Raw genomic sequence first — 19,110 nt, 5'->3', positions numbered from 1 at the left:
CCTCCTTTCGCACGGTGGGGAGTGACATCACTGCACCCTCACTCTCGGATCGATGAAGCTGTAGGAGACGTCCACCGCCAGGTTGATCAACGCGTAGGCGATCGCGATGAAGATGATGAACCCTTGGAGGACGGGGAAGTCCCTGGTGAAGATGGCTCTCGCCAGGAACGAGCCGATGCCCGGGAAGGCGAACACCGTCTCGGTGAGCACCGCCCCCGAGATCAGCAGCCCCGTCTGCAGGCCGATCGTGGTGATCACCGGGAGCATGGCGTTTCGCAGGATGAAGCGGTTGCGCAGCGTCGGCGACCCGACGCCCTTCGCCCGACCCGTGCGCACGTAGTCCGCGTTCTGCACCTCCAGGACACTCGCCCTGGTGATGCGGACGATGATCGCAAGTGGGATGGTGCCCAGCGCGAGCGCCGGCAGGATCAGATGCAGGATCGCATCCCATGCGGCATCGAACTCTCCGGTGATGATGCCGTCCCACACATAGAACCCGGTGGGATGGGTGGCATCTATTCGTGGATTCTGGCGTCCGTCCGAAGGCAGCCATCCCAGCTGCACCGCGAAGACGTACTTCAGGATGAACGCGAGGAAGAACACCGGGATGGTGATGCCGATCAGGCTCAGCACGACCGAGGCGTGGTCGGTGAACTTGCCGTGACGGCGAGCCGCCCAGTACCCGAGCGGGATGCCGATGCCGACGGCGAAGATGAGCGCCATGACGCTCAGCTCCAGCGTCGCGGGGAACCGGCGGAGGAACTCCTCCGTCACCGGCCTGTTGGTCTGGATCGAGGTGCCGAAGTCTCCCTGGAGAAGGCGTCCGATCCAGATGAAGTACTGCTCGATGAGGGGCTTGTCGAAGCCGTAGAGCTCGTTGACTCTCGCGACAGCCTCTGGCGTGGCCTTCTCGCCGAGCAGGGCGACCGCGGGGCCGCCGGGGAGGGCCCTGACCCAGGCGAACAGCAGGATGCTGAGCCCGAACAGGGTGGGAATGAGGAACAGCAGTCGCCTGCCGATGGTGCGCAGCACGAAGATCTCCGTCGATCAGAAGGTACGCCGTTCCCCCGGTCCCGCCGAATGCGCGGGACCGGGGGTCGACATATCAAGTGGTCAGGCCTACTTGGTGAGGACGATGTCCGTGAAGACCTCGTCGTTCACCGGGCTGGCGGGGTAGCTCTTCACGCGCGGGTCGAACGCCAGGGTCGGCGCCGGGTGCGCGAGCGGGACTCCAGGGATGAACTGGGCGACCATCTCGTTGATCTCCTCGTACAGCGCCGTCTGCTCCTCGAGGTTGGAGACGCCGCGCGCCTCGTTCAGCTTCTGGAACAGCTCGGGGTTGTCGAAGCCCCACTCGGAGCTCTGCTGGCCGAAGAAGACGCCGACGAAGTTGTCGGTGTCGTTGTAGTCGCCGGTCCAGCCGAGCAGGTGGATGCCGTGATCCGCGGTGCCGGTGGTGCGGTCGAGGTATTCGACCCACTCCTCCGAGACCGGGGTGGTCTCGACGCCGACCTCGGACAGCTGGGACGAGAGCACCGTGAAGATCTGCTCGGGGTCCGGCATGTAGGGACGCGAGACGTTGACCGGGTAGTTGAAGGTGAGCTTCAACGGGTTCGCCTCGGTGTACCCGGCCTCGGCCAGCAGCGCCTTGGCCTTCTCCGGGTCGTAGTCGTAGGTCGTGACATCGGGGTTGTAGCCGTTGACGGCCTCGGGCACGAACTCGATCGCCTTCTGGGTGCCCTCAGGGAGCACCTGGCTGATCAGCGCGTCCTTGTCGACCGCGTAGGACAGAGCCTCACGGACCTTCGGGTCCTGCAGCTCCGGGACCGCCTGGTTGAAGGCGAGGTAGAGGATCGTGAACGGCGGGCGCGACACCATCGTGAAGCCGTCGTCTTCGAGGGCCTTGGTGTCGGCCGGTCCGACAAGGTCGTACCCGTCGATCGAGCCGGATTCGAGCGCCTGACGGCGAGCGGTCGGGTCGTCGATCGTGCGGAAGATGATCTCGTCGATCTGTCCGGCGTCGCCCCAGTAGCCGTCGTAGGCCTTGAGCGTGACCTGCTCGCCCGGTGCCCACTCGTCGAACGCGTAGGGACCGGTACCGACCGGGTGACCCATCGCGTACTCGGACAGCTGCGGGGACTCCGCCGAGCCGCTGACCTCGTCCGCACCGAACTCCTGCATCGCCGAAGGGCTCTGCATCGAGAAGGACGGGAGCGAGAGGGAGGCGACGAAGCCGGCGAACGGCTTGTTGAGGTCGATCGTGACCGAGTAGTCGCCGTCAGGGGTGCAGGACTTGTACACGGCGTCGGCCGGGTTGGAGGCGTACCCCTTGAAGAGCTTGTTGTAGTAGTAGCCGAACGCCTCGGACGCGGCGAGGCCGGTCCAGTTGAACCAGCGGTCGAAGTTCACGCAGACGGCTTCGGCGTTGAACGGCGTTCCGTCCTGGAACGTGACGTCCTCCTTCAGCGCGAAGGTGTGGGACATGCCGTCCTCCGACGACTCCCACGACTCGGCGAGCAGCGGCGCAGGGTCCGCGGTGCCGGGTTCGGTGCCGACGAGGCCTTCGAAGATCTGACGCGAGACGCGGAAGCTCTCGCCGTCCTGAGCGAAGGCGGGGTCGAGGCTCGCCGGGTCGGAGGAGGCGGCGAAGACGAATGTCCCGTCGACGTCGCCCGAGCCTTCGGACCCTTCATCGCCACGCTCGCTGGCGACGCAGCCCGCGAGGGCGAGCGCCGCGATCGTGGCTCCGGTTACGGCGATGAGTCCTCGCCGACGCTTGACTGATTGGTGCATTGTGTGACCTTCCCTGTCGGGCGCTTCATTGCGCGTCCCGAGGCTTCTTCGCCTCGGGGACGGTGATGACTCGACGGTACCCAGCAGATCCTCAGATGCCAAACGCATCCAGGTTGCAATCCGATATCGGCGCGACAGACATCGATCCGGTAGTGTCCAGATCGTGCCCGACACCACCCCGCTCGCCGTCTGCTTCGGCGAGGGCATGGTCGCCCTCGTCGCCGCCACCGCCGGTCCTCTCGAGGGATGCCGGACCTTCCACCGCTCCCTGGCAGGGGCCGAGTGGAACACCGCGATCGCCCTGGCATCGGCGGGCATCCGCACCTCGGTCCTCTCCCGGGTGGGAGACGACGGCTTCGGACGCTTCCTCACCGCCGAGCTGCGCGACCACGGCGTCGACGACTCCGCGGTCGAGGTCGACGGAGATGCGCCCACCGGCCTGTATGTGAAGGAGCTCTCGGCTCGAGACGACGGCGCGGTCGACGGAACCATGCACTACTACCGCGCCGGCTCGGCCGCTGCGGCGATCTCGCCGCAGACCTTGACCACGCCCGTGGCATCCGCTCTTCTCGCCGAAGCGGCGCTCGTGCACACCTCGGGGATCACCCCCGCGCTGTCTGCCTCGGCGCTCGCTGCGCAGGAGGCCCTGTTCACGCAACGGCACCCCGACCGGCTGCTCAGCTTCGACCTGAACTGGCGACCCGCGCTCTGGCGAGGCCGCGAAGAGGAGGGTCGGACGATCGTCTCCGATTTCGCTGGTCGCGCGGACATCGTGTTCTGCACCCGCACCGATGCGGAGGTCGTCTTCGGAACGAGCGACCCGCACCGGCTGCGCTCGCTGTTCCCCCGGCCACGGTACCTGCTCGTGACCGACCCGAATGGTGCGGTCGCCTTCGACGGCACGGAGACCGCCGACAGCGACGCCCTCGACGCCCCCGTGGTGGAGACGATCGGAGCAGGAGACGCCTTCGCGGCCGGCTTCCTCGCCGGCATCCTCACCGGCCTGTCGCTCACGGGAAGCCTCGCGCGCGGGCACCGCATCGCGACGCGCGCGCTGGTCAGCACCCGCGACCACGTCGACTGACGCCCCGGCCGGACGGAGAATCCGGAAGGTCAGGTGCGGCGGCGCGCGGGGACCGCGTCGTGGGTCCGTTGCAGCGAGACCGCGACCGGCTCGCCGCGGTGCTGCACGACGCGCACGAACAGCACGTCGACGAGGGCGAGCTGAGCGATGCGGCTCGACATCGCGGCCATCCGGAACGGGGATTCGTGCGCATGCGTGAGCAGCACGACATCCGCCGCCAGCGCCAACGGCGAGTCGGGGGCGCTGGTGACCGCCACTGCGAGGGCGCCGGCATCGCGGGCGACCTCGAGCGCGCGCAGAGTCTCGGCCGTCTCGCCGCCGTGGGAGAACGCGATCGCCACATCGTCCGCAGTGCGCAGCGAGGCCGTGGTGACCGCGAGGTGCGGGTCCGACGAGTGCGAGACCGAGCAGCCGATGCGCGACAGCTTCAGCAGCAGATCCTGAGCCGTCAGTGATGACGCCGCCTGTCCGAAGAGATCGATGTGACGGGCGTCGACCACCGCACGCGCGACCCTGTCGAGGGCGACCGCATCGAGGGCGAGCGCCGTCTTCTCGATCGCGTCGATCTCCTGCGCGGCGAGCTTGGCGGCGATCGCCGTCGGACCGTCGTCGGGGTCGATCGCCGTGGTGTCGAGACCGAACCGGGCCTGCTGCGCCTGTTCCAGCGTGACCGCACGTGCCACAGCCACCCGCAGCTCGCGGTATCCGCTGTACCCGAGTGACTGGGCATAGCGGGCGACCGTCGAGAGCGAGGTGTGGCAGAGCTGGGCGAGATCGTTGATGGCCAGATCGACGACGAGTGTCGGGTCTCCCAGGATCGTCTCCGCGACGCGCGCCTCGGCAGCGCTCACCTTGGGGAGCGAGCGTCGCACCCGAGCGAGAACGTCATCGTCCATGAGGGATCCCTGTCTCAGCCGGCGCTGGTCATCCTCTGCTGCACAGTGAAGCACCCCAGGAGTGCTTCACGCGCCGTCTGCGCACCGAGCCTACTGGCTGCGGCGACCTCCACGGTCGGCAGCGGCAACGGACTCACAGTGGGAAGACCCACGTTGACGACGACGGCGCGGGGATCACGCACAGCAGCGCGTTCGACGAGCGCACGCTGCGCGGCATCCGTGTCGGGCCGATCGATCAGGAGCACGGTGGTCCCTGCCCCTGCCGTGACCTCGTCGAGCACACGATCCTGTTCGGACTCCGGTGCGGATGCCACGTCGAGGCGCACGCGCAGCCCCTCCTCCGCGAGCGCGCTCGCGACGTAGGAACCGGCGCTGTCGACGGCGAGCGTCGATCGGCGACGCGCATCGATCACGGCGAGCTCGGATGCCGTCTCGAGGGCGCCGCCGGAGATCGTCACCACACGGCGCACGATCTCGGCCGCGTCGAAGTCGTCCGTCGGCTCCTCCTCGTCGGCGGCAGCGGCTGCCGCACGGAGCTTGGTCGCGAGAGCCGCGACCCGGCCGGCGGCCTCCTCGACGCGCGCCCGGGAGAGCGAACCGTCACGCAGCGCGGCGATGATGCCGTCTCTGGCCGCACGGAAGTCCTGCTCATCCTGATCGGGAAGAGCGGCATCACCGGGGTTGGTGGGGTTCCCGATGCAGAGGAGGTCTGCTCCGGCTGCGAGTGCCAGGGCTGCTCCCCCACCGAGTCCCACCGTCTCTCGGATCGCGGCCATGTCGAGCGCGTCGGTGATGATGACGCCGTCGTAGCCCCAGTCGCGCAGCATGCCGAGCACCCGCGGGTTGAGCGTCGCGGGCTGCTCCCCCCACGCCGGGACGACGATGTGCGCGGTCATGACGGCGTCCACTCCGGCGTCGATCGCCGCGCGGAAGGGCTCCAGGTGCACCCGCTCGAACTCCTCGAGATCGAGCGTGATCTCGGGGAGCGAGTGATGCGAATCCATGTGGGTGTCGCCGTGGCCGGGGAAGTGCTTGACGCAGGCGGCGACCGCCCCGTCCTGGATGCCGTCGATCGTCGCGACCACGTGCCGGGAGACCAGCGCCTCGTCATCGCCGAACGCCCGCACGCCGATCACCGGGTTGCGGGGGTCGGTGTTGACGTCGGCGACCGGACCGAGCACCACATTGGCGCCGACCGCCCGCACACGTCTGGCCAGCTCCGCACCGGTCTTCTCGGAGGCGACGAGGTCGTCGAGCAGACCGAGCTGGGCGGCTCCGGGGACGGTCGATCCGGTGGCCGACTCGAGCCGGGTGACGCTGCCGCCCTCTTCGTCGATGCCGATCAGTGCGTCGGGGTTCGCGTCGAGGATCGCGGCGCTGAGAGCCGGAAGCCCCTCGCCGACGTTCTGCCCGAAGTACACGACTCCGGCCAGGCCCTCACGCAGTTCGTCACGCAGCCACTGGGGCGCTTCCGTGCCGAAGAAGCCCGGCCACAGCACGCCGTTGGCGAGACGTTCGAGGTCGTCGGTCATCCCTTCACCGCTCCTGCCACCATGCCGGAGGCGAGCTTGCGCTGCACCAGCACGAAGAAGATCATGACGGGGACGGTGATGATGGTCGACGCGGCCATGATGCTGCCCCAGTCGTTGGAGTGCAGTCCGAAGAACGACTTCAGACCGATCGAGACCGTGTACTGGTCGGTCTGAGCGCCGAGGATCGTCATCGCGAAGATGAACTCGTTCCACGCCGTGATGAAGCTGAAGATGCTGGTCGCCACGAGGCCGGGCATGACGAGCGGCAGCAGCACCGAGCGGAACATGCGCCACCAGCTCGCACCGTCGATGTACGCGGCCTCTTCGAGCTCGACCGGGACGGCGGCCACGAAGCCGCGCAGCATCCAGATCCCGAAGGCGAGCGACAGTGCGACGTAGACGACCATCAGGCCGAGGATGCTGTTGAGCAGCCCCAGGCTCTTGACCTGCAGGAACAGCGGGATGACGAGCGCCTCGAGCGGCACCATCTGCACGATCAGGATCATCATCAGGATCGTGGTGCGGAACTTGAACTTGAACCGTGCGACGGCGACGGCGGCGAGCAGACACACGAGCGCACTCACGAGCACGGTGACCAGCGCCACGATCGCCGAGTTGCGCAGGTACGTGCCGAATCCGCCGTCGGTGAGCACGAACGCGAAGTTGTCCCACGTGAACTCCTGCGGGAGCAGCGACTGCCCACCGCTGGAGGCCTTGCCGTCGAAGGCACTGGAGACCATCCAGTAGACGGGGAACAGCGTGAAGATCAGGACCGCGGCGACCGCGATTCCGATTCCGATGCGGGAGCGGAGCCTCGGGCGCGGGTTCACAGCTCGTCCTCCTTCATGAGGGAGCGGATGTAGACGATCGTGATGCCGATCAGGACGAGCGTGAGCAGCACGGCGAGCGCCGCGCCGAAGCCGTAGCGGTTCTGACCGAAGGACTCCACGTACGACCAGACGCCGAGGTTCAGCACCTGACGGTTGCCACCGCCGCCGCCGGGCATCAGGTACACCTGGGCGAAGACCTTGAAGTCCCAGATCGTCGACAGGATGATCACGACCGAGAAGACGGGCTTGAGCGTGGGGAAGATGATCTTCCAGAATCGGCGCCAGGCGCCGGCGCCGTCGAGGGCTGCAGCCTCGAGCATCTCCTTCGAGACGCCGAGCAGTCCCGCGAGCACGGTGATGGCGACGAACGGGAATCCGTGGTGCACCACGTTCAGGAGCACGATGGCGTAGAACGACCACTGGTTCGTGAACCAGTTGACCGGGTCGTCCATGAGACCGAGGTCACGCAGCACGGCGTTGAAGATGCCGCGGTCGGCATCGAAGATGAATGTCCAGACGTAGGTGCCGGTCACGGCGGGCATCGCCCAGGCGACCATGATGCAGCTGGAGACGATGACGCGCCAGGTGGTGCCCAGACGCGCGAGCAGCAGAGCCACGAGCGTGCCCACGGCGACGGTGACGAACACCGCCACGGCGGCGAAGCCGACCGTGTTGGGCAGCACCACCGTCCAGAGAGTCGGGTTGGTGAGCGCCTCGACGTAGTTGTCGAGACCGATCCAGTTGTTCTCCCCGGTGTTGATCTCGCGCAGGCCGTAGTCCTGCAGCGAGTAGATGAACACCTGGATGAGCGGCCAGAGCATGAGCACCGCGAGGATGGCCAGCCCGGGCGCGAGAAGGAGCCAGGGGCGGGCCGCGACGATCGAGAGACCGCGTCGCTTCCGGCCGCCGGCCACGGAGGCGGAGGTGGACTCCGCCTTCGTGGCCGGCAGTGGCGCTTGCACCATCGACATGGAAGGAGTGCTTCCTTACTTCTGGTTGAGCAGTTCGGTCATCTCGGCTGCGGCGTCCTTCGTCGCGGTCGCGACGTCCTTCTGCCCGCTGAGGATGGCCTGGATCATGGAGTTGGTCGTCTTCTTCGCCTGCACGGCGCCGAAGTTCGGGGTGACCGGGACGGATGCGCCGCCATCGACCATCTGCTCGGCGAACGGTGCGACCAGCGGGTCGGTCGAGGCCAGTGCCTCTTCCATCGCGGACTGGACGCCCGGGAAGTACCCGGTCTCGTTCGACCACTGCTCGGCGAGGTCGCCCGTGGTCACCAGCTTGACGAACTCCCACGCCAGGTCGGCGTTCTTGGTCGTGTTGAAGATCGAGAGGTGCGATCCGCCGAGCACGGAGGGAGCGATGCCGCCGTCTTCACCCGGGATGACTGCTGCACCGATCTTGCCCTCGAGGTCGGGGTTGGTCTCGATGAGCTTGTTCGGCGTCCAGGAGCCGGAGAGCATCATCGCGACATTGCCCTGGGTGAACGCGTCGCTGAGGTCGGTCTCCTTCCAGGTGGTGGCACCTGCGGAGGAGAAGCCGTGCTCGGTGGCCAGGCCCGTGTAGAACTCGATGCCCGCCTGCGATTCCTTGCTGTCGAGCTCGCTCGTCCAGGTCTTGCCGTCCTTCGTGGCGATCTCGCCGCCCGCGCCCCAGACCCAGGGGTAGACCTGGAACTCGGCGTCACCGGGGACGGGGAAGGGGAGCATGTCGGGCTTGGCGGCCTTGATGGCCTCACCCGCTGCGACGATGTCGTCCCACGTCTTCGGAGCCTCGAGTCCGAGCTCCTCGAACACGTCGGCGCGGTACACGAGCGAGCGGACGCCGGCGTACCACGGCATGCCGTACAGCTCTCCGTCGTAGGTGCCGGCGACTTCGAGACCCTCGACGAGGTCGCCGCGGAGGCCCTTCTCGGCGTCGACGTACTCGTCGATCGGCAGCAGCGCGCCGGCATCGGCGAACTCGGCGGTCCAGGTGGTTCCGGTCTCGGCGATGTCGGGAGTCGTGCCACCGGCGATGGAGGTCACGAAGCGGTCGTGGGCGTCTGCCCACTGGATCTCCTCGATCTTGACCGTCGCGCCGGTCTCCTCCTCGAAGGCGTCGGACACCTTGTCGTAGAAGGCGGAGGCGTCGGGGTTGGTGCCCTTCATGATCCAGACGGTGAGCTCCTGGCCCTTGCCGTCGGTGGAGGCGGCGTCGGTGCCGCCGGCGCAGCCGGCGAGGGCGAGCGTGGCCACGGCGCCGAGCGCCACGGCCGAGAGAATGCGCTTGTGCATTGCGGGGATCTCCTCTTTGAAAAGTCCTGGCAAGCATCGGGTACTCACCGGGGGTTAGGAAAAAGTATCCACGACTAACTAATTACCTGCAAGTTCCTCTCACAATCGTCATGCGGCCGTAACATCAGGTTCCCCCGGTAGGCTCCCCGGATGGTTCGCCGCACCCCTGACAAGGACCGTTCGACGGTCGCCCGCCACGCGACGCTCCCCTCCCCCGGGCCTGCCAGAGGATTCCTCAAGATCGCCGGGATCACGCTGGGTGTCGTGCTGGTCTCCGCGATCGCTGTCGCCGCGTTCGTCGTGACCGACTACTTCAACCGCTTCAACGAGGGCGCCGTCACGCTGGAAGACGCTCCCGAGGTCGAACCCCCCTCCATCAGCGCCTTCCCCGGCGAGTTCAGCGTGCTGCTGATCGGCACCGACGAGTGCGGCGAAGTGTCGACGGGCCTGCTGGGCGAGCGCTGCTCGGAAGCGGACGGCGGGATCCTCAATGACGTGAACCTGCTCGTGCATGTGTCGGCGGAACCGCGCAAGGTCACCGTGATCTCGTTCCCCCGCGACCTGATGCTCGAGACCCCCGAGTGCACCCTGCCCGACGGCTCCGTCGCCTCGGCGACGCGCAAGACCCAGATCAACTCGGTCTTCCAGCGGGCGGGCATCTCATGCGTGGCGAAGACCATCACCGACCTCACCGGTGTGGAGATCCCCTTCGCCGCCAAGATCGACTTCGACGGGGTGATCGACGTCACCGACGCCATCGGCGGGGTCGAGGTGTGCATCGGTGGCGAGGGCATCCGCGACGACCAGACGGCCATCGACTGGGAGCCGGGACCGCGCACGGTCTCGGGCTACGAGGCGCTCCAGTTCATCCGCACGCGGCACGGCGTCGGCGACGAGAGCGACATGGCACGGGTGTCGAACCAGCAGCAGTACATGTCTCGTCTGGTGAAGAAGATCATGAGCGACGAGGTGCTCTCCGACCCGGGCAAGGTGCTGGGGCTCGCGAACACCGTCGTCGACAACATCGACCCGAGCGACAAGCTGGCCAACCCGGTCCGGCTCGCCCAGCTCGCACTGTCGGTCAAGGATGTGCCGTTCTCGGAGTTCGTCTTCCTGCAGTACCCGGTGTTCGCCGACCCCGACGATTCCGACCGCGTGATCCCGAACCGCGACGCCGCGGCCACCATCTGGGACGCCCTGAAGGCGGGCCAGCCCGTGCAGCTCACCGGCGATGTCAGCAACAACGGAGGCGTCGAGCTCGTCGAACCGGCACCGGGCGCCGAGGCGGAAGTTCCGGCGACGGATCCCGCGACCGACGCCCCCGCAACGGAGGCTCCGGTGCCGCGCGCGACGCTCGACTCCGCCATCTCCGGGCAGACGGCCGAGCAGGAGACCTGCGCGAACGGCAGGCAGCGCTGACGCTCTCCCCCCAGCGCGTAGGCTCGTGCCCATGGGCCGGACGAGATCGCGAGACACCGAGCACCCCCAGACCCGACTCGATCACGGCGGCATCGCCAGCATCATTCCGTCGGAGTTCACGAGCGGTTTCGAGCTGATCGTCGACGGCACCCCGCAGTCGCACGTCGACCTGGACGACCCGACGCACCTGCACTTCGAGTACATCGTGCGCATGGGAGCGGTGATCGACCAGCTCGCACCGGGTGCGCTGACGGCCGTGCACCTCGGTGCCGGTGCGCTGACGATCCCCCGCTATATCGAGGCCACGCGCCCGGGCTCGCGTCAGCAGGTCATCGAACTCGAAGCCCCGCTCGCGCAGCTGGTGCGGGAGCACCTCCCGCTGCCCAAGGGCGCACCGATCCGGATCAGGATCGGCGATGCCCGCGAGGGAGTCGCGAAGCTGCCGAGCGCGCTGCGGGCGCAGTGCGACCTCGTCGTCTCCGACGTGTATTCGGGGGCGCAGACGCCGGCCCACCTCACCAGCGTCGAGTTCTACCGCGAGCTGGCGGAGCTGCTGTCGACCGACGGTGTGCTCCTCGTCAACGTCGCCGACGGTCCCGGGCTCGCGTTCGCCCGCCGGCAGGCCGCGACGATCGCGCACGTACTCCCCGAGATCGGCATCCTCGCCGACACCCAGGTGCTCAAGGGGCGACGCTTCGGGAACCTCGTCATCGCCGCTTCGGCCACTCCCCTGCCGACGGAGTGGCTGCCGCGCATCCTGGCCGCGGGTCCCCACCCCGCGAAGATCGCGCAGGGCGCAGAGGTCGACGCGTTCGTTCAGGGCGCACGGATCGTCACCGACGTCGACGCCGTCGCCTCCCCTCGGCCGGACGCTTCGCTCTTCCTGCGCTGAGCCACGACGCGGTCATCTGGCACCCCGGGAAGAACCGACGCAGCGGGGCGACGGCGTGTCGAGGACAGGATGCCGCGACCAGGGCGCGCCGCCCCCACGAGCCCACGACCGGAAGGCAGACTGGTAGGGGACGCTGCGGAAGGAGAGCAATGAGTTTCATCCGGGGATACGACCAGGAGACCCTCCGCGAAAAGGTCGATCTCGATGAGTGCGAGACACGTCTCGCGGAGATCGATTCGCAGCGCAGCCTGCCCGCTCTGCTGGAGCGCGTGTGGCTGCTGAAGGTGCTCGACCGCCTCGACGAGGCGCTCGATCTGGCAGATGAGACGGTGCGCCAAGCACGCATGGCCGGCACTCGCAAGGACGTTCTGCGCGCCCGCGTGCTGCACGCGACGATCCTGCAGTACCGTGGCGCGCATGCCGCGGCCGAACAGGAGCTCTCGACCTGCGCGACCGAGGCGGAAGGGCAGCGTTGGCTGTCGATCGCTGCCTTCGCCTATCAGCACCACGGCAAGAACGCCTACGACGCGGGCGACTACGAGACCGCCAGGGAGAGCTTCAAGCAGTCGCTGTTCCTTCGCCGTGAGTCCGGCGCGCAGGACAGCGAGCTCGAGACCGCGCTCCTGGCCATCGAGGCCGTCGAGCGGCGTCGCCCGCCGCAGCTCATCGCGGGCTGACCCCGTGCCGCGACGATGTCGGCGGCATGGCTTAGCCTGATCGCATGGCGGAACTTGACCGTGTGCGCGTCTGGGGCGAAGCACTGATCACGCTGCATCTCGACGACAGCTGGTCCTTCGGCTTCGACAATGCCAAGCGTCGGGCCGGCCAATGCGACTACACGAAGAAGCGCATCACCGTGTCGCGCTACCTCGCCGCACGCTTCGAAGACGACGACATCCACCAGGTGCTGCTGCACGAGGTCGCGCACGCCCTCGCCGGCCACGCGGCAGCGCATGGACCGGTATGGAAGCGCGTCGCCCGCGACCTCGGCTACGTCGGCGGCACGACCCACCACGGTGAGACGGCCGTGGAGCTCGCGCCCTGGGTGGGCAGCTGCCCCGCGGGGCACGTGACCTACCGGCACCGTCGCCCCACGAGACCCACATCGTGCGCGCGCTGCTCGCGGACGTTCGATTCCCGGCATCTGTTCGCCTGGACCCGACGCGAGATCTCGACCGACGTGCGCCTCGCTGCGCAGATGCCGCGCTGACGGCGACTCAGTCGTTCGGCTCGTCGAGGCTTTCGGACCGCGTGGCCTCCGCCGCATCGGGGGAATTGCGCCGGCGACGCAGCAGCGCGGTGATCGCGCGCCAGCCGACCAGGAAGGCCCCGAGCACGAGGGTCGCCACGATGATGAACGGCACCTCGGCGGTGTCGCCGCTGAGCACGCGGATGAGCATTCCTCCCGCGACCGTCACGATCCAGACCACGGCACCCCACAGCACGGACCAGGGGCGGCGTGGCCGACCGGGCAGCAGCGCGGCGAGGAGATGCCCGATGAGCAGGGCGATCAGGAAGGGCCACGCCGTGAGCAGGAAACCGGCAGGGTTCTCGTCATGGGAGGCGCGGCCGATCGCGGCGAAGATCAGCACGAGCACGACATCGACGACGACAGCGGGAAGGTACCTCATGCCACGACCCTACGTGCCTCGAACCGAAGCAGCGCCCGCCCCGCGGCATCCGGCGGAATAACCGCACCCGAAGCGGGCGTCACTCGAAACGGGTGAACGATCCGTCGCGCAGCACCGGTACGAGATCGACCGCGTCGAGCACGGCGGCGTCCGCCACCGATGTCGGCACCAGTCCCGACGCTTCGATGCGGGCGGTAGCGATGACTCCGTCGGCGAGCTCGCGGCCGGAACCGCTCGCACCGACCATGTGCCGCACGGCGCCGCGGAGAGCATGGAAGCCCTCCGCGGCCACCGCAGCATCCGGAGCCGTGTGATCGATGCCCCGAGCAGAGAGCGCCGACACGATCGCTCCGGCTCCGAGCTGGTCCTCGACCGCAAACCGCAACGTCCCCGCGGAGTCGAGCTCACCCGCCGCGATGACGGCGACCGAAGTGCGTGCCTGCCGTCGTTCCTGGATGGTCTGCACCGCCCGCGCGACAGCCGCCGCGTTGCGGATGCCTCCCACGAGCACCGTCGAGTCCGTGGAGGCCGCGGCGACCACGGCTGCACCGTTGCGGGACCAGCGCTGCGCCTCTTCCAGTGCGACGGTGACGCCCGAGGCCGTGGCATCGATGACCGTAGAGGAGAACCGCAGCACATCGACGACCACGACGACATCGGCGGTGGCGAGACGGGCGAGACCCGCAGTGCCCCAGTCGAGGCGGACCTGGTACGTGGACTGATCGAACGGCGACGGCATCCGACCAGCCTAGAGGCGTCAATCCGCTGCGAGCGCCTCGACCGGAGCCACCCTGGTGGCCAACCTCGTGGGCGTCGCCGCCGCCACCAGCGTGAGCACCGCCGTCGCGACGACGATGATGGCGACCGGGATCCACGGGATCTGCGGAGCCACGAGCCCCGCCGGGGTGAACTCCGGCAGCGTCGGCACCGAGCCCAGCAGCGACTGCGCGGCGATCCAGCCGTACGCGACGCCCAGCACGAGCCCCGTCAGAGTCGCCGCGACCGTGATGTGCGTGGCTTCGAGCAGCACCATCCGTCGCACCTGGCGGTTGGACAGACCGATCGAGCGCAGCAGTCCCAGCTCCCGGCGCCGCTGCACCACCCCGATCGTGAGCAGGTTCACCAGACCGACCGCGGCGATCACGGCCGAGACGGCGACCAGCACCATCATCACCGCAGCGAACGCATCCATCGGGGCGAAGAACTCCTCCGGGACCTCGCCCGTGACCTGGCTCATCATCAGACGCTTGGCCGATTCGAGGGCCACGGCGAACATCGTCACCAGGGTCACCCCCATCACCACGCCGATCGCCATCCGCGACGAGCGCTCCGGGTAGCGCAGCGCGTTCTCGGCGGCGAGGCGCGCGGTCGCACTCGACCCGAACATGCGTCCCACCAAGCGCAGGACCGGCGGCATGAACAGGACGGATCCGAGAGCGAGGCCCGTGAACGAGAGCACGCCCCCGAAGAAGGCGACCACGACGCCGAGCGGCGTGAGGAGTCCGACCAGCACGCCCCCCACCAGGAGCGCGGCGCCGGCGATCAGCAGCACCCAGGCGCCGATGTGCCGCCCCGCCTTGCCGGAGACCTCGTCGTGCGTGCGCTCGACCGAACCGCCGAGTGCCTGCAGCGGGGTCACCGACAGCACGCGCCGGGAGCCCGCCCACGCCGCCGCCCAGGTGGTGAGGGCGACACCGATCGCCGGCAGCGCCACGAACGGCTGGGCGAGCGAGAAGTCGGAGGGGGCGTTGTCGATCAGCTGCCCTCCGATCTGCACCCCGATCACCGCGAGCAGGAGGCCGGCGAGCAGACCGATCGCCGCGCCGAGAAGCCCGACGACGAGTCCCTGCTTTCCGACCTCTGACCGCTGCGAACGCGCAGTCGCCCCGATCAGACGCATGAGCGCGATCTGACGGGTGCGTCCGGCGATGATCGTCGAGAAGGTGTTCGCGGTGACGATGGCGGCGACATACATCGCGACCACGGTCAGCAGCACCGACAGCAGGGCCACCACGAAGGCGAGCGTCCCGCTGTCACCGATGAAGGGGTCGGCCTGCAGCACGGCGCCGATGTAGGCGGTGATCTCGACGAGGAGCACACCGAACGCGGCAGACAACGCAGCGACCAGGATGCTCGCGCCCATCCCCCGATCGCGCAGCCACGCCAGCCGGGGGCCGGTCGCCCGCGATTCGGGGACGACCGTGGCGACGGCGGTCATGCCGCCACCTCGGCGGCGAGCATGTAGGCCGAGATCTCCTCGGCGCTCTGGCGCGGGTGGTCGGCGACGATGCGGCCGTCGCCGAGGTAGAGCACGCGGTCGGCGTGGCTCGCGGCGATCGCGTCGTGCGTGACCATCGCGATGGACTGGCCGTGCTCGCGGCTCGCAGTGGCGAGCAGTCGCAGCACCTCGCGCCCGGTCTTCGAGTCGAGGTTTCCGGTGGGCTCGTCGGCGAAGACCAGATCCGGTGCGGTGGCGAGGGCGCGGGCGATCGCCACGCGCTGCTGCTGACCGCCGGACAGCTGGTGCGGACGATGAGCGAGCCGCGAACCGAGCCCGAGCGTCTCGACAAGTCCGTCGATGCGCGCCCGCTCGATCGCACTCGGCCGACGACCGTCGAGCTCGAACGGAAGCATGATGTTGCCGAGCGCATCGAGCGTCGGGACCAGGTTGAACGCCTGGAAGATGAAGCCGACGCGTCGACGCCGCAGGATCGTGAGGTCGATGTCACCGAGGCCGGTGATCTCGGTGTCTCCGATCCAGGCACGTCCTTCGGTGGGACTGTCGAGTCCCGCCATGATGTGCATCAGGGTGGACTTGCCGGAACCGGACGGCCCCATGATCGCGGTGAACTGCCCACGGCGGATGCCGACGCTCACATCGTCCAGCGCACGGACGGTGCCCTCGCCGGAGCCGTAGGTCTTCTTCAGGTGCTGGACGCGGGCGGCGAGCCCCAGGTCGGTGGTCGTGATCTCCATGACTCCGACGCTATTTCCGCGGCCCCGCGCGGGTCATCGCTCCCGGGGACCCTTCCGCATACATCGCAAGGATGATCTGCGGGGCCCGCCGGAGCGCGCGGGGGATCAGGCGAGGCCGTGCTCGAAGGCGAAGACCACCAGCTGCACGCGGTCGCGCAGCGCGAGTTTGCTGAGGATGCGACTGATGTGCGTCTTCACGGTCGCCTCGCTCAGATACTCGCGAGCGGCGATCTCGGAGTTCGAGAGCCCGCGGGCGGCGAGCGCGAAGATCTCCCGCTCACGGTCCGTGAGGTCGGTGTACTGCGCGGGCACGGGCTTGGGTGCCTCGGCGAAGTGCTCGAACAGGTCGCGCGTCGCCGAGGCGGCGATCACACTCGACCCCGAGTGCACGGTGCGGATCGCGGCGAGCAGGAACTCGGGGTCGGCGTCCTTGAGGAGGAAGCCGCTCGCCCCCTGGCGGATGGCCCGCGCCGCCGCCTCGTCGAGGTCGAACGTGGTGAGCATGACGATGCGCGGCGGCTCCGGGCGTGCCAGGATCTCGGCGGTCGCGGTGAGCCCGTCCATGACGGGCATCCGGATGTCCATCAGCACCACGTCCGGGCGGGTCATGCGGACGACGTCGAGCGCCTCCTTCCCGTCGCCGGCTTCCCCCACCACTTCGAGGTCGGGCTGGGAGGCGACGAGCATCCGGATGCCGGCACGGAAGAGCGCCTGGTCGTCGACGAGCACGACTCTGATCATTCGGAGACTCCGATCGGGAGCGTGGCGTGGACGACGAACTGTGTCCCTCGGCGCTCGGCTTGCAGACTACCGCCGACGAGCTGCGCGCGTTCACGCATGCCGATGACTCCGTGTCCGCCCGGCGCGACGGTCGCCTCGCCCGTGACCGTGTTGCGCACGTCCACGTCGACGCGATCCGGCAGCCAGGCGAGGTTCACGTCGACCGCGCCGTCGCCGTGTCGGATCGCGTTCGTGAGTGCTTCCTGCAGGATGCGGTAGACCGCGAGCTGGATGGCGGCGGGCGGCTCCCCCGGCGGCGTCGGATCGACCGTGACCCGCGGTTCGATGCCCGCCTGTCGCACCTGCGCGAACAGCGCTTCGAGATCGGCGAGCGTGGGCTGCGGACCGTCGCCCTGCCGGTGCCGCAGCTGCGTGAGGAGCATCCGCACGTCGCTCAGAGCGCCGCGTGCCGTCTGGGCGATGGTCCCGAGTGCCTCGGTCGCGACCTCGGGTTTCACGGCGGCGGCGTATCGGGCGCCATCGGCCTGCGCGATCACGACCGCGAGCGAGTGCGCGACCACGTCGTGCATGTCGCGCGCGATGCGCACGCGCTCCTGCTCCTCCGCGGCGAGCGCCTCCGCCTGCAGCTGAGCCGACCTGGTGCCGCGAGCGCGCAGCACCACACGCCACAGCAGTCCGCACACCCAGGCGAACCCGAGCGCCATGACCGAGACGACGAGGAGGAGCGTGCCCGCGGTGACCTTCTCCCAGCCGGACCCGGTTCCGAAGGCGACGCCGTTCACGATGATCATGAAGACGGCCGCGACGAACCCTCCGAACAACGCGGATCCGAAGCCCCACCAGAGCACGCGGCGCGTGCCCCACGCCGAGGTGGCGTAGAGCACGAGCAGGATCGCGAAGTTCACCGGGAGCGGCCCGAAGCCGGACAGCATCTGCAGCACGGCACCGGCCCACGCAGCGGCGAGGGCCCACCCCGGGGCGAGCCGGCCGATCGCGACGCCACCGCACATCAGCACGCTCGCGATGAAGACACCCACGACCGCGAACCCCCCGATCGCGTCGTTGCCCGTCCCCGGCCCGTAGAACACGAGCGAGGTCGGCACGAGCACGAGGAACAGCAGCGCCGCCCCGACGATGTCGAGGATCAGCGCGGTGCGGGAGAGCGGGCGGATCACTCCCCCACGCTACGCGAGGGCCTGGCAGCGGGCATCCGTCGCGGGATGTATCTCCGCCGTGTCAGGCCCGGGCGATGATCTCGCCGTGCGGCACCAGGTACCACCCGTCGCCGTCGTCGGCCCAGCGCTTCCAGGCGTCGCTGATCTCCTGCAGATCGGCCCGCGTCGCCATGTCGCTGTCGACGAGCTGCCGCGCGAGCGCCGACTCGAGGATGCGGTCGGCCCACATGCCGCCCCACCAGGCCCGCTCGGCGGGAGACGCGTAGCACCAGGTGGATGCCGTCGCGGTGATGTCCGTGAATCCCGCGGCGCGCGCCCAGGACAGCAGCCGGCGTCCCGCATCCGGCTCCCCGCCGTTGGCCCGTGCCGCCGCACGGTACAGGGTGAGCCAGCGATCGAGCTCCGGCAGTTCCGGGAAGCAGAGGAAGCCCGCGTAGTCCGCGTCTCGCGCGGCGACGATCCCCCCGGGAACGGCGACGCGGCGCATCTCGCGCAGGGCCGTCACCGGGTCGCCGACGTGCTGGAGCACCTGGTGCGCGTGCACGACATCGAACGAGTCGTCGGGAAAGCTCAGCGCGTGCACGTCCTCGATCGAGAACGAGAGGTTGGTGAGCCCGCGCTCTGCCACGAGTCCCTGCGAGAGCGACAGGGCGCTCTCATCGATCTCGGTGGCCGTGACGTGGGCGACGATGCCGGCGAAGTCGGCCGTGATACTGCCCGGCCCCGCACCCACGTCGAGAAGACGGGTCGTAGCGGTGAGGTGCGGGCGAAGGTACTCGGCGGAGTTCGCGATGTCGCGCACGTTGTGGGAGCGGAGGACGGATTCGTGATGTCCATGCGTGTACGAGGCCATGCGGCCCAGTCT

At 68.8% G+C, this 19,110-nt stretch carries 19 protein-coding genes; 5 read left to right on the top strand and 14 right to left on the bottom strand.

Annotation, left to right across the window (positions count from 1 at the left end; translation table 11 throughout):
• Positions 1 to 27 precede the first annotated feature (27 nt).
• Entirely contained in the window at positions 28 to 1,032 is a 1,005-nt protein-coding gene (locus tag F6W70_RS13510; protein ID WP_017828176.1) for an ABC transporter permease, read from the bottom strand.
• An 87-nt stretch (positions 1,033 to 1,119) separates the two neighbouring features.
• Positions 1,120 to 2,793: an ABC transporter substrate-binding protein gene (locus tag F6W70_RS13505; RefSeq protein WP_151486991.1), complete on the bottom strand. Its 1,674-nt coding sequence runs from the start codon at positions 2,791 to 2,793 to the stop codon at positions 1,120 to 1,122.
• A gap of 163 nt (positions 2,794 to 2,956) precedes the next feature.
• On the opposite strand from F6W70_RS13505, the gene F6W70_RS13500 reads away from it, so the two are divergent.
• Complete coding sequence (locus tag F6W70_RS13500; protein WP_151486990.1) at positions 2,957 to 3,877, top strand: sugar kinase; 921 nt, start codon at positions 2,957 to 2,959, stop codon at positions 3,875 to 3,877.
• A gap of 29 nt (positions 3,878 to 3,906) precedes the next feature.
• Here the strand turns inward: F6W70_RS13500 and F6W70_RS13495 are convergent, their stop codons facing one another.
• The 5 genes from F6W70_RS13495 to F6W70_RS13475 are packed head-to-tail and all read right to left on the bottom strand — an operon-like array spanning position 3,907 to position 9,411.
• Positions 3,907 to 4,773 carry a MurR/RpiR family transcriptional regulator gene (locus F6W70_RS13495; protein ID WP_055870098.1) on the bottom strand — a complete coding sequence of 289 codons (867 nt, stop codon included), beginning with the start codon at positions 4,771 to 4,773 and terminating at the stop codon, positions 3,907 to 3,909.
• A 14-nt stretch (positions 4,774 to 4,787) separates the two neighbouring features.
• A complete protein-coding gene (locus F6W70_RS13490; protein WP_151486989.1) occupies positions 4,788 to 6,305 on the bottom strand; it encodes a glycoside hydrolase family 3 protein in 1,518 nt (505 codons plus the stop codon).
• A complete protein-coding gene (locus tag F6W70_RS13485; protein WP_017828171.1) occupies positions 6,302 to 7,135 on the bottom strand; it encodes a carbohydrate ABC transporter permease in 834 nt (277 codons plus the stop codon). Before F6W70_RS13485 ends, F6W70_RS13490 begins: the two co-directional genes overlap by 4 nt.
• Entirely contained in the window at positions 7,132 to 8,106 is a 975-nt protein-coding gene (locus F6W70_RS13480; RefSeq protein ID WP_017828170.1) for a carbohydrate ABC transporter permease, read from the bottom strand. Before F6W70_RS13480 ends, F6W70_RS13485 begins: the two co-directional genes overlap by 4 nt.
• A gap of 15 nt (positions 8,107 to 8,121) precedes the next feature.
• Positions 8,122 to 9,411 carry a sugar ABC transporter substrate-binding protein gene (locus F6W70_RS13475; RefSeq protein WP_151486988.1) on the bottom strand — a complete coding sequence of 430 codons (1,290 nt, stop codon included), beginning with the start codon at positions 9,409 to 9,411 and terminating at the stop codon, positions 8,122 to 8,124.
• A gap of 150 nt (positions 9,412 to 9,561) precedes the next feature.
• Between F6W70_RS13475 and F6W70_RS13470 the strand changes: the two genes are divergently transcribed.
• The 4 genes from F6W70_RS13470 to F6W70_RS13455 all read left to right on the top strand — a co-directional run bounded on the left by F6W70_RS13470 (position 9,562) and on the right by F6W70_RS13455 (position 12,932).
• Entirely contained in the window at positions 9,562 to 10,830 is a 1,269-nt protein-coding gene (locus tag F6W70_RS13470; RefSeq protein ID WP_151486987.1) for an LCP family protein, read from the top strand.
• A 31-nt stretch (positions 10,831 to 10,861) separates the two neighbouring features.
• A complete protein-coding gene (locus F6W70_RS13465) occupies positions 10,862 to 11,722 on the top strand; it encodes a spermidine synthase (RefSeq protein ID WP_151486986.1) in 861 nt (286 codons plus the stop codon).
• A gap of 149 nt (positions 11,723 to 11,871) precedes the next feature.
• Positions 11,872 to 12,399, top strand: a complete 528-nt coding sequence (locus tag F6W70_RS13460; RefSeq protein ID WP_017828166.1) for a hypothetical protein — start codon at positions 11,872 to 11,874, stop codon at positions 12,397 to 12,399.
• A gap of 44 nt (positions 12,400 to 12,443) precedes the next feature.
• Positions 12,444 to 12,932 carry a SprT-like domain-containing protein gene (locus F6W70_RS13455; protein WP_017828165.1) on the top strand — a complete coding sequence of 163 codons (489 nt, stop codon included), beginning with the start codon at positions 12,444 to 12,446 and terminating at the stop codon, positions 12,930 to 12,932.
• A gap of 7 nt (positions 12,933 to 12,939) precedes the next feature.
• Here the strand turns inward: F6W70_RS13455 and F6W70_RS13450 are convergent, their stop codons facing one another.
• The 7 genes from F6W70_RS13450 to F6W70_RS13420 all read right to left on the bottom strand — a co-directional run bounded on the left by F6W70_RS13450 (position 12,940) and on the right by F6W70_RS13420 (position 19,098).
• Complete coding sequence (locus F6W70_RS13450) at positions 12,940 to 13,353, bottom strand: DUF3054 domain-containing protein (protein WP_055870080.1); 414 nt, start codon at positions 13,351 to 13,353, stop codon at positions 12,940 to 12,942.
• A 79-nt stretch (positions 13,354 to 13,432) separates the two neighbouring features.
• On the bottom strand, positions 13,433 to 14,092 hold the full coding sequence (locus F6W70_RS13445; RefSeq protein WP_055877159.1) for a 2-phosphosulfolactate phosphatase: 660 nt from the start codon (positions 14,090 to 14,092) through the stop codon (positions 13,433 to 13,435).
• Positions 14,093 to 14,110: 18 nt separating this feature from the next.
• On the bottom strand, positions 14,111 to 15,571 hold the full coding sequence (locus F6W70_RS13440) for an ABC transporter permease (protein ID WP_055870073.1): 1,461 nt from the start codon (positions 15,569 to 15,571) through the stop codon (positions 14,111 to 14,113).
• Complete coding sequence (locus F6W70_RS13435) at positions 15,568 to 16,329, bottom strand: ABC transporter ATP-binding protein (protein WP_017828161.1); 762 nt, start codon at positions 16,327 to 16,329, stop codon at positions 15,568 to 15,570. The genes F6W70_RS13440 and F6W70_RS13435 overlap by 4 nt, the downstream gene beginning before the upstream one ends.
• Positions 16,330 to 16,434: 105 nt before the next feature.
• Positions 16,435 to 17,070: a response regulator gene (locus F6W70_RS13430; protein WP_055870070.1), complete on the bottom strand. Its 636-nt coding sequence runs from the start codon at positions 17,068 to 17,070 to the stop codon at positions 16,435 to 16,437.
• The gene (locus tag F6W70_RS13425) at positions 17,067 to 18,245 is read right to left on the bottom strand and encodes a sensor histidine kinase (protein ID WP_055870067.1); all 1,179 of its coding nucleotides are present in this window, start codon (positions 18,243 to 18,245) and stop codon (positions 17,067 to 17,069) included. Before F6W70_RS13425 ends, F6W70_RS13430 begins: the two co-directional genes overlap by 4 nt.
• Positions 18,246 to 18,306: 61 nt before the next feature.
• Positions 18,307 to 19,098, bottom strand: coding sequence for a class I SAM-dependent methyltransferase (locus F6W70_RS13420; RefSeq protein WP_141386842.1), 792 nt, complete (start codon positions 19,096 to 19,098; stop codon positions 18,307 to 18,309).
• Positions 19,099 to 19,110 lie beyond the last annotated feature (12 nt).

The sequence above is a fragment of the Microbacterium maritypicum genome, from assembly GCF_008868125.1.
Classification (GTDB): Bacteria; Actinomycetota; Actinomycetes; order Actinomycetales; family Microbacteriaceae; genus Microbacterium; species Microbacterium maritypicum.
This window is presented reverse-complemented; position numbering and strand designations above follow the sequence as displayed.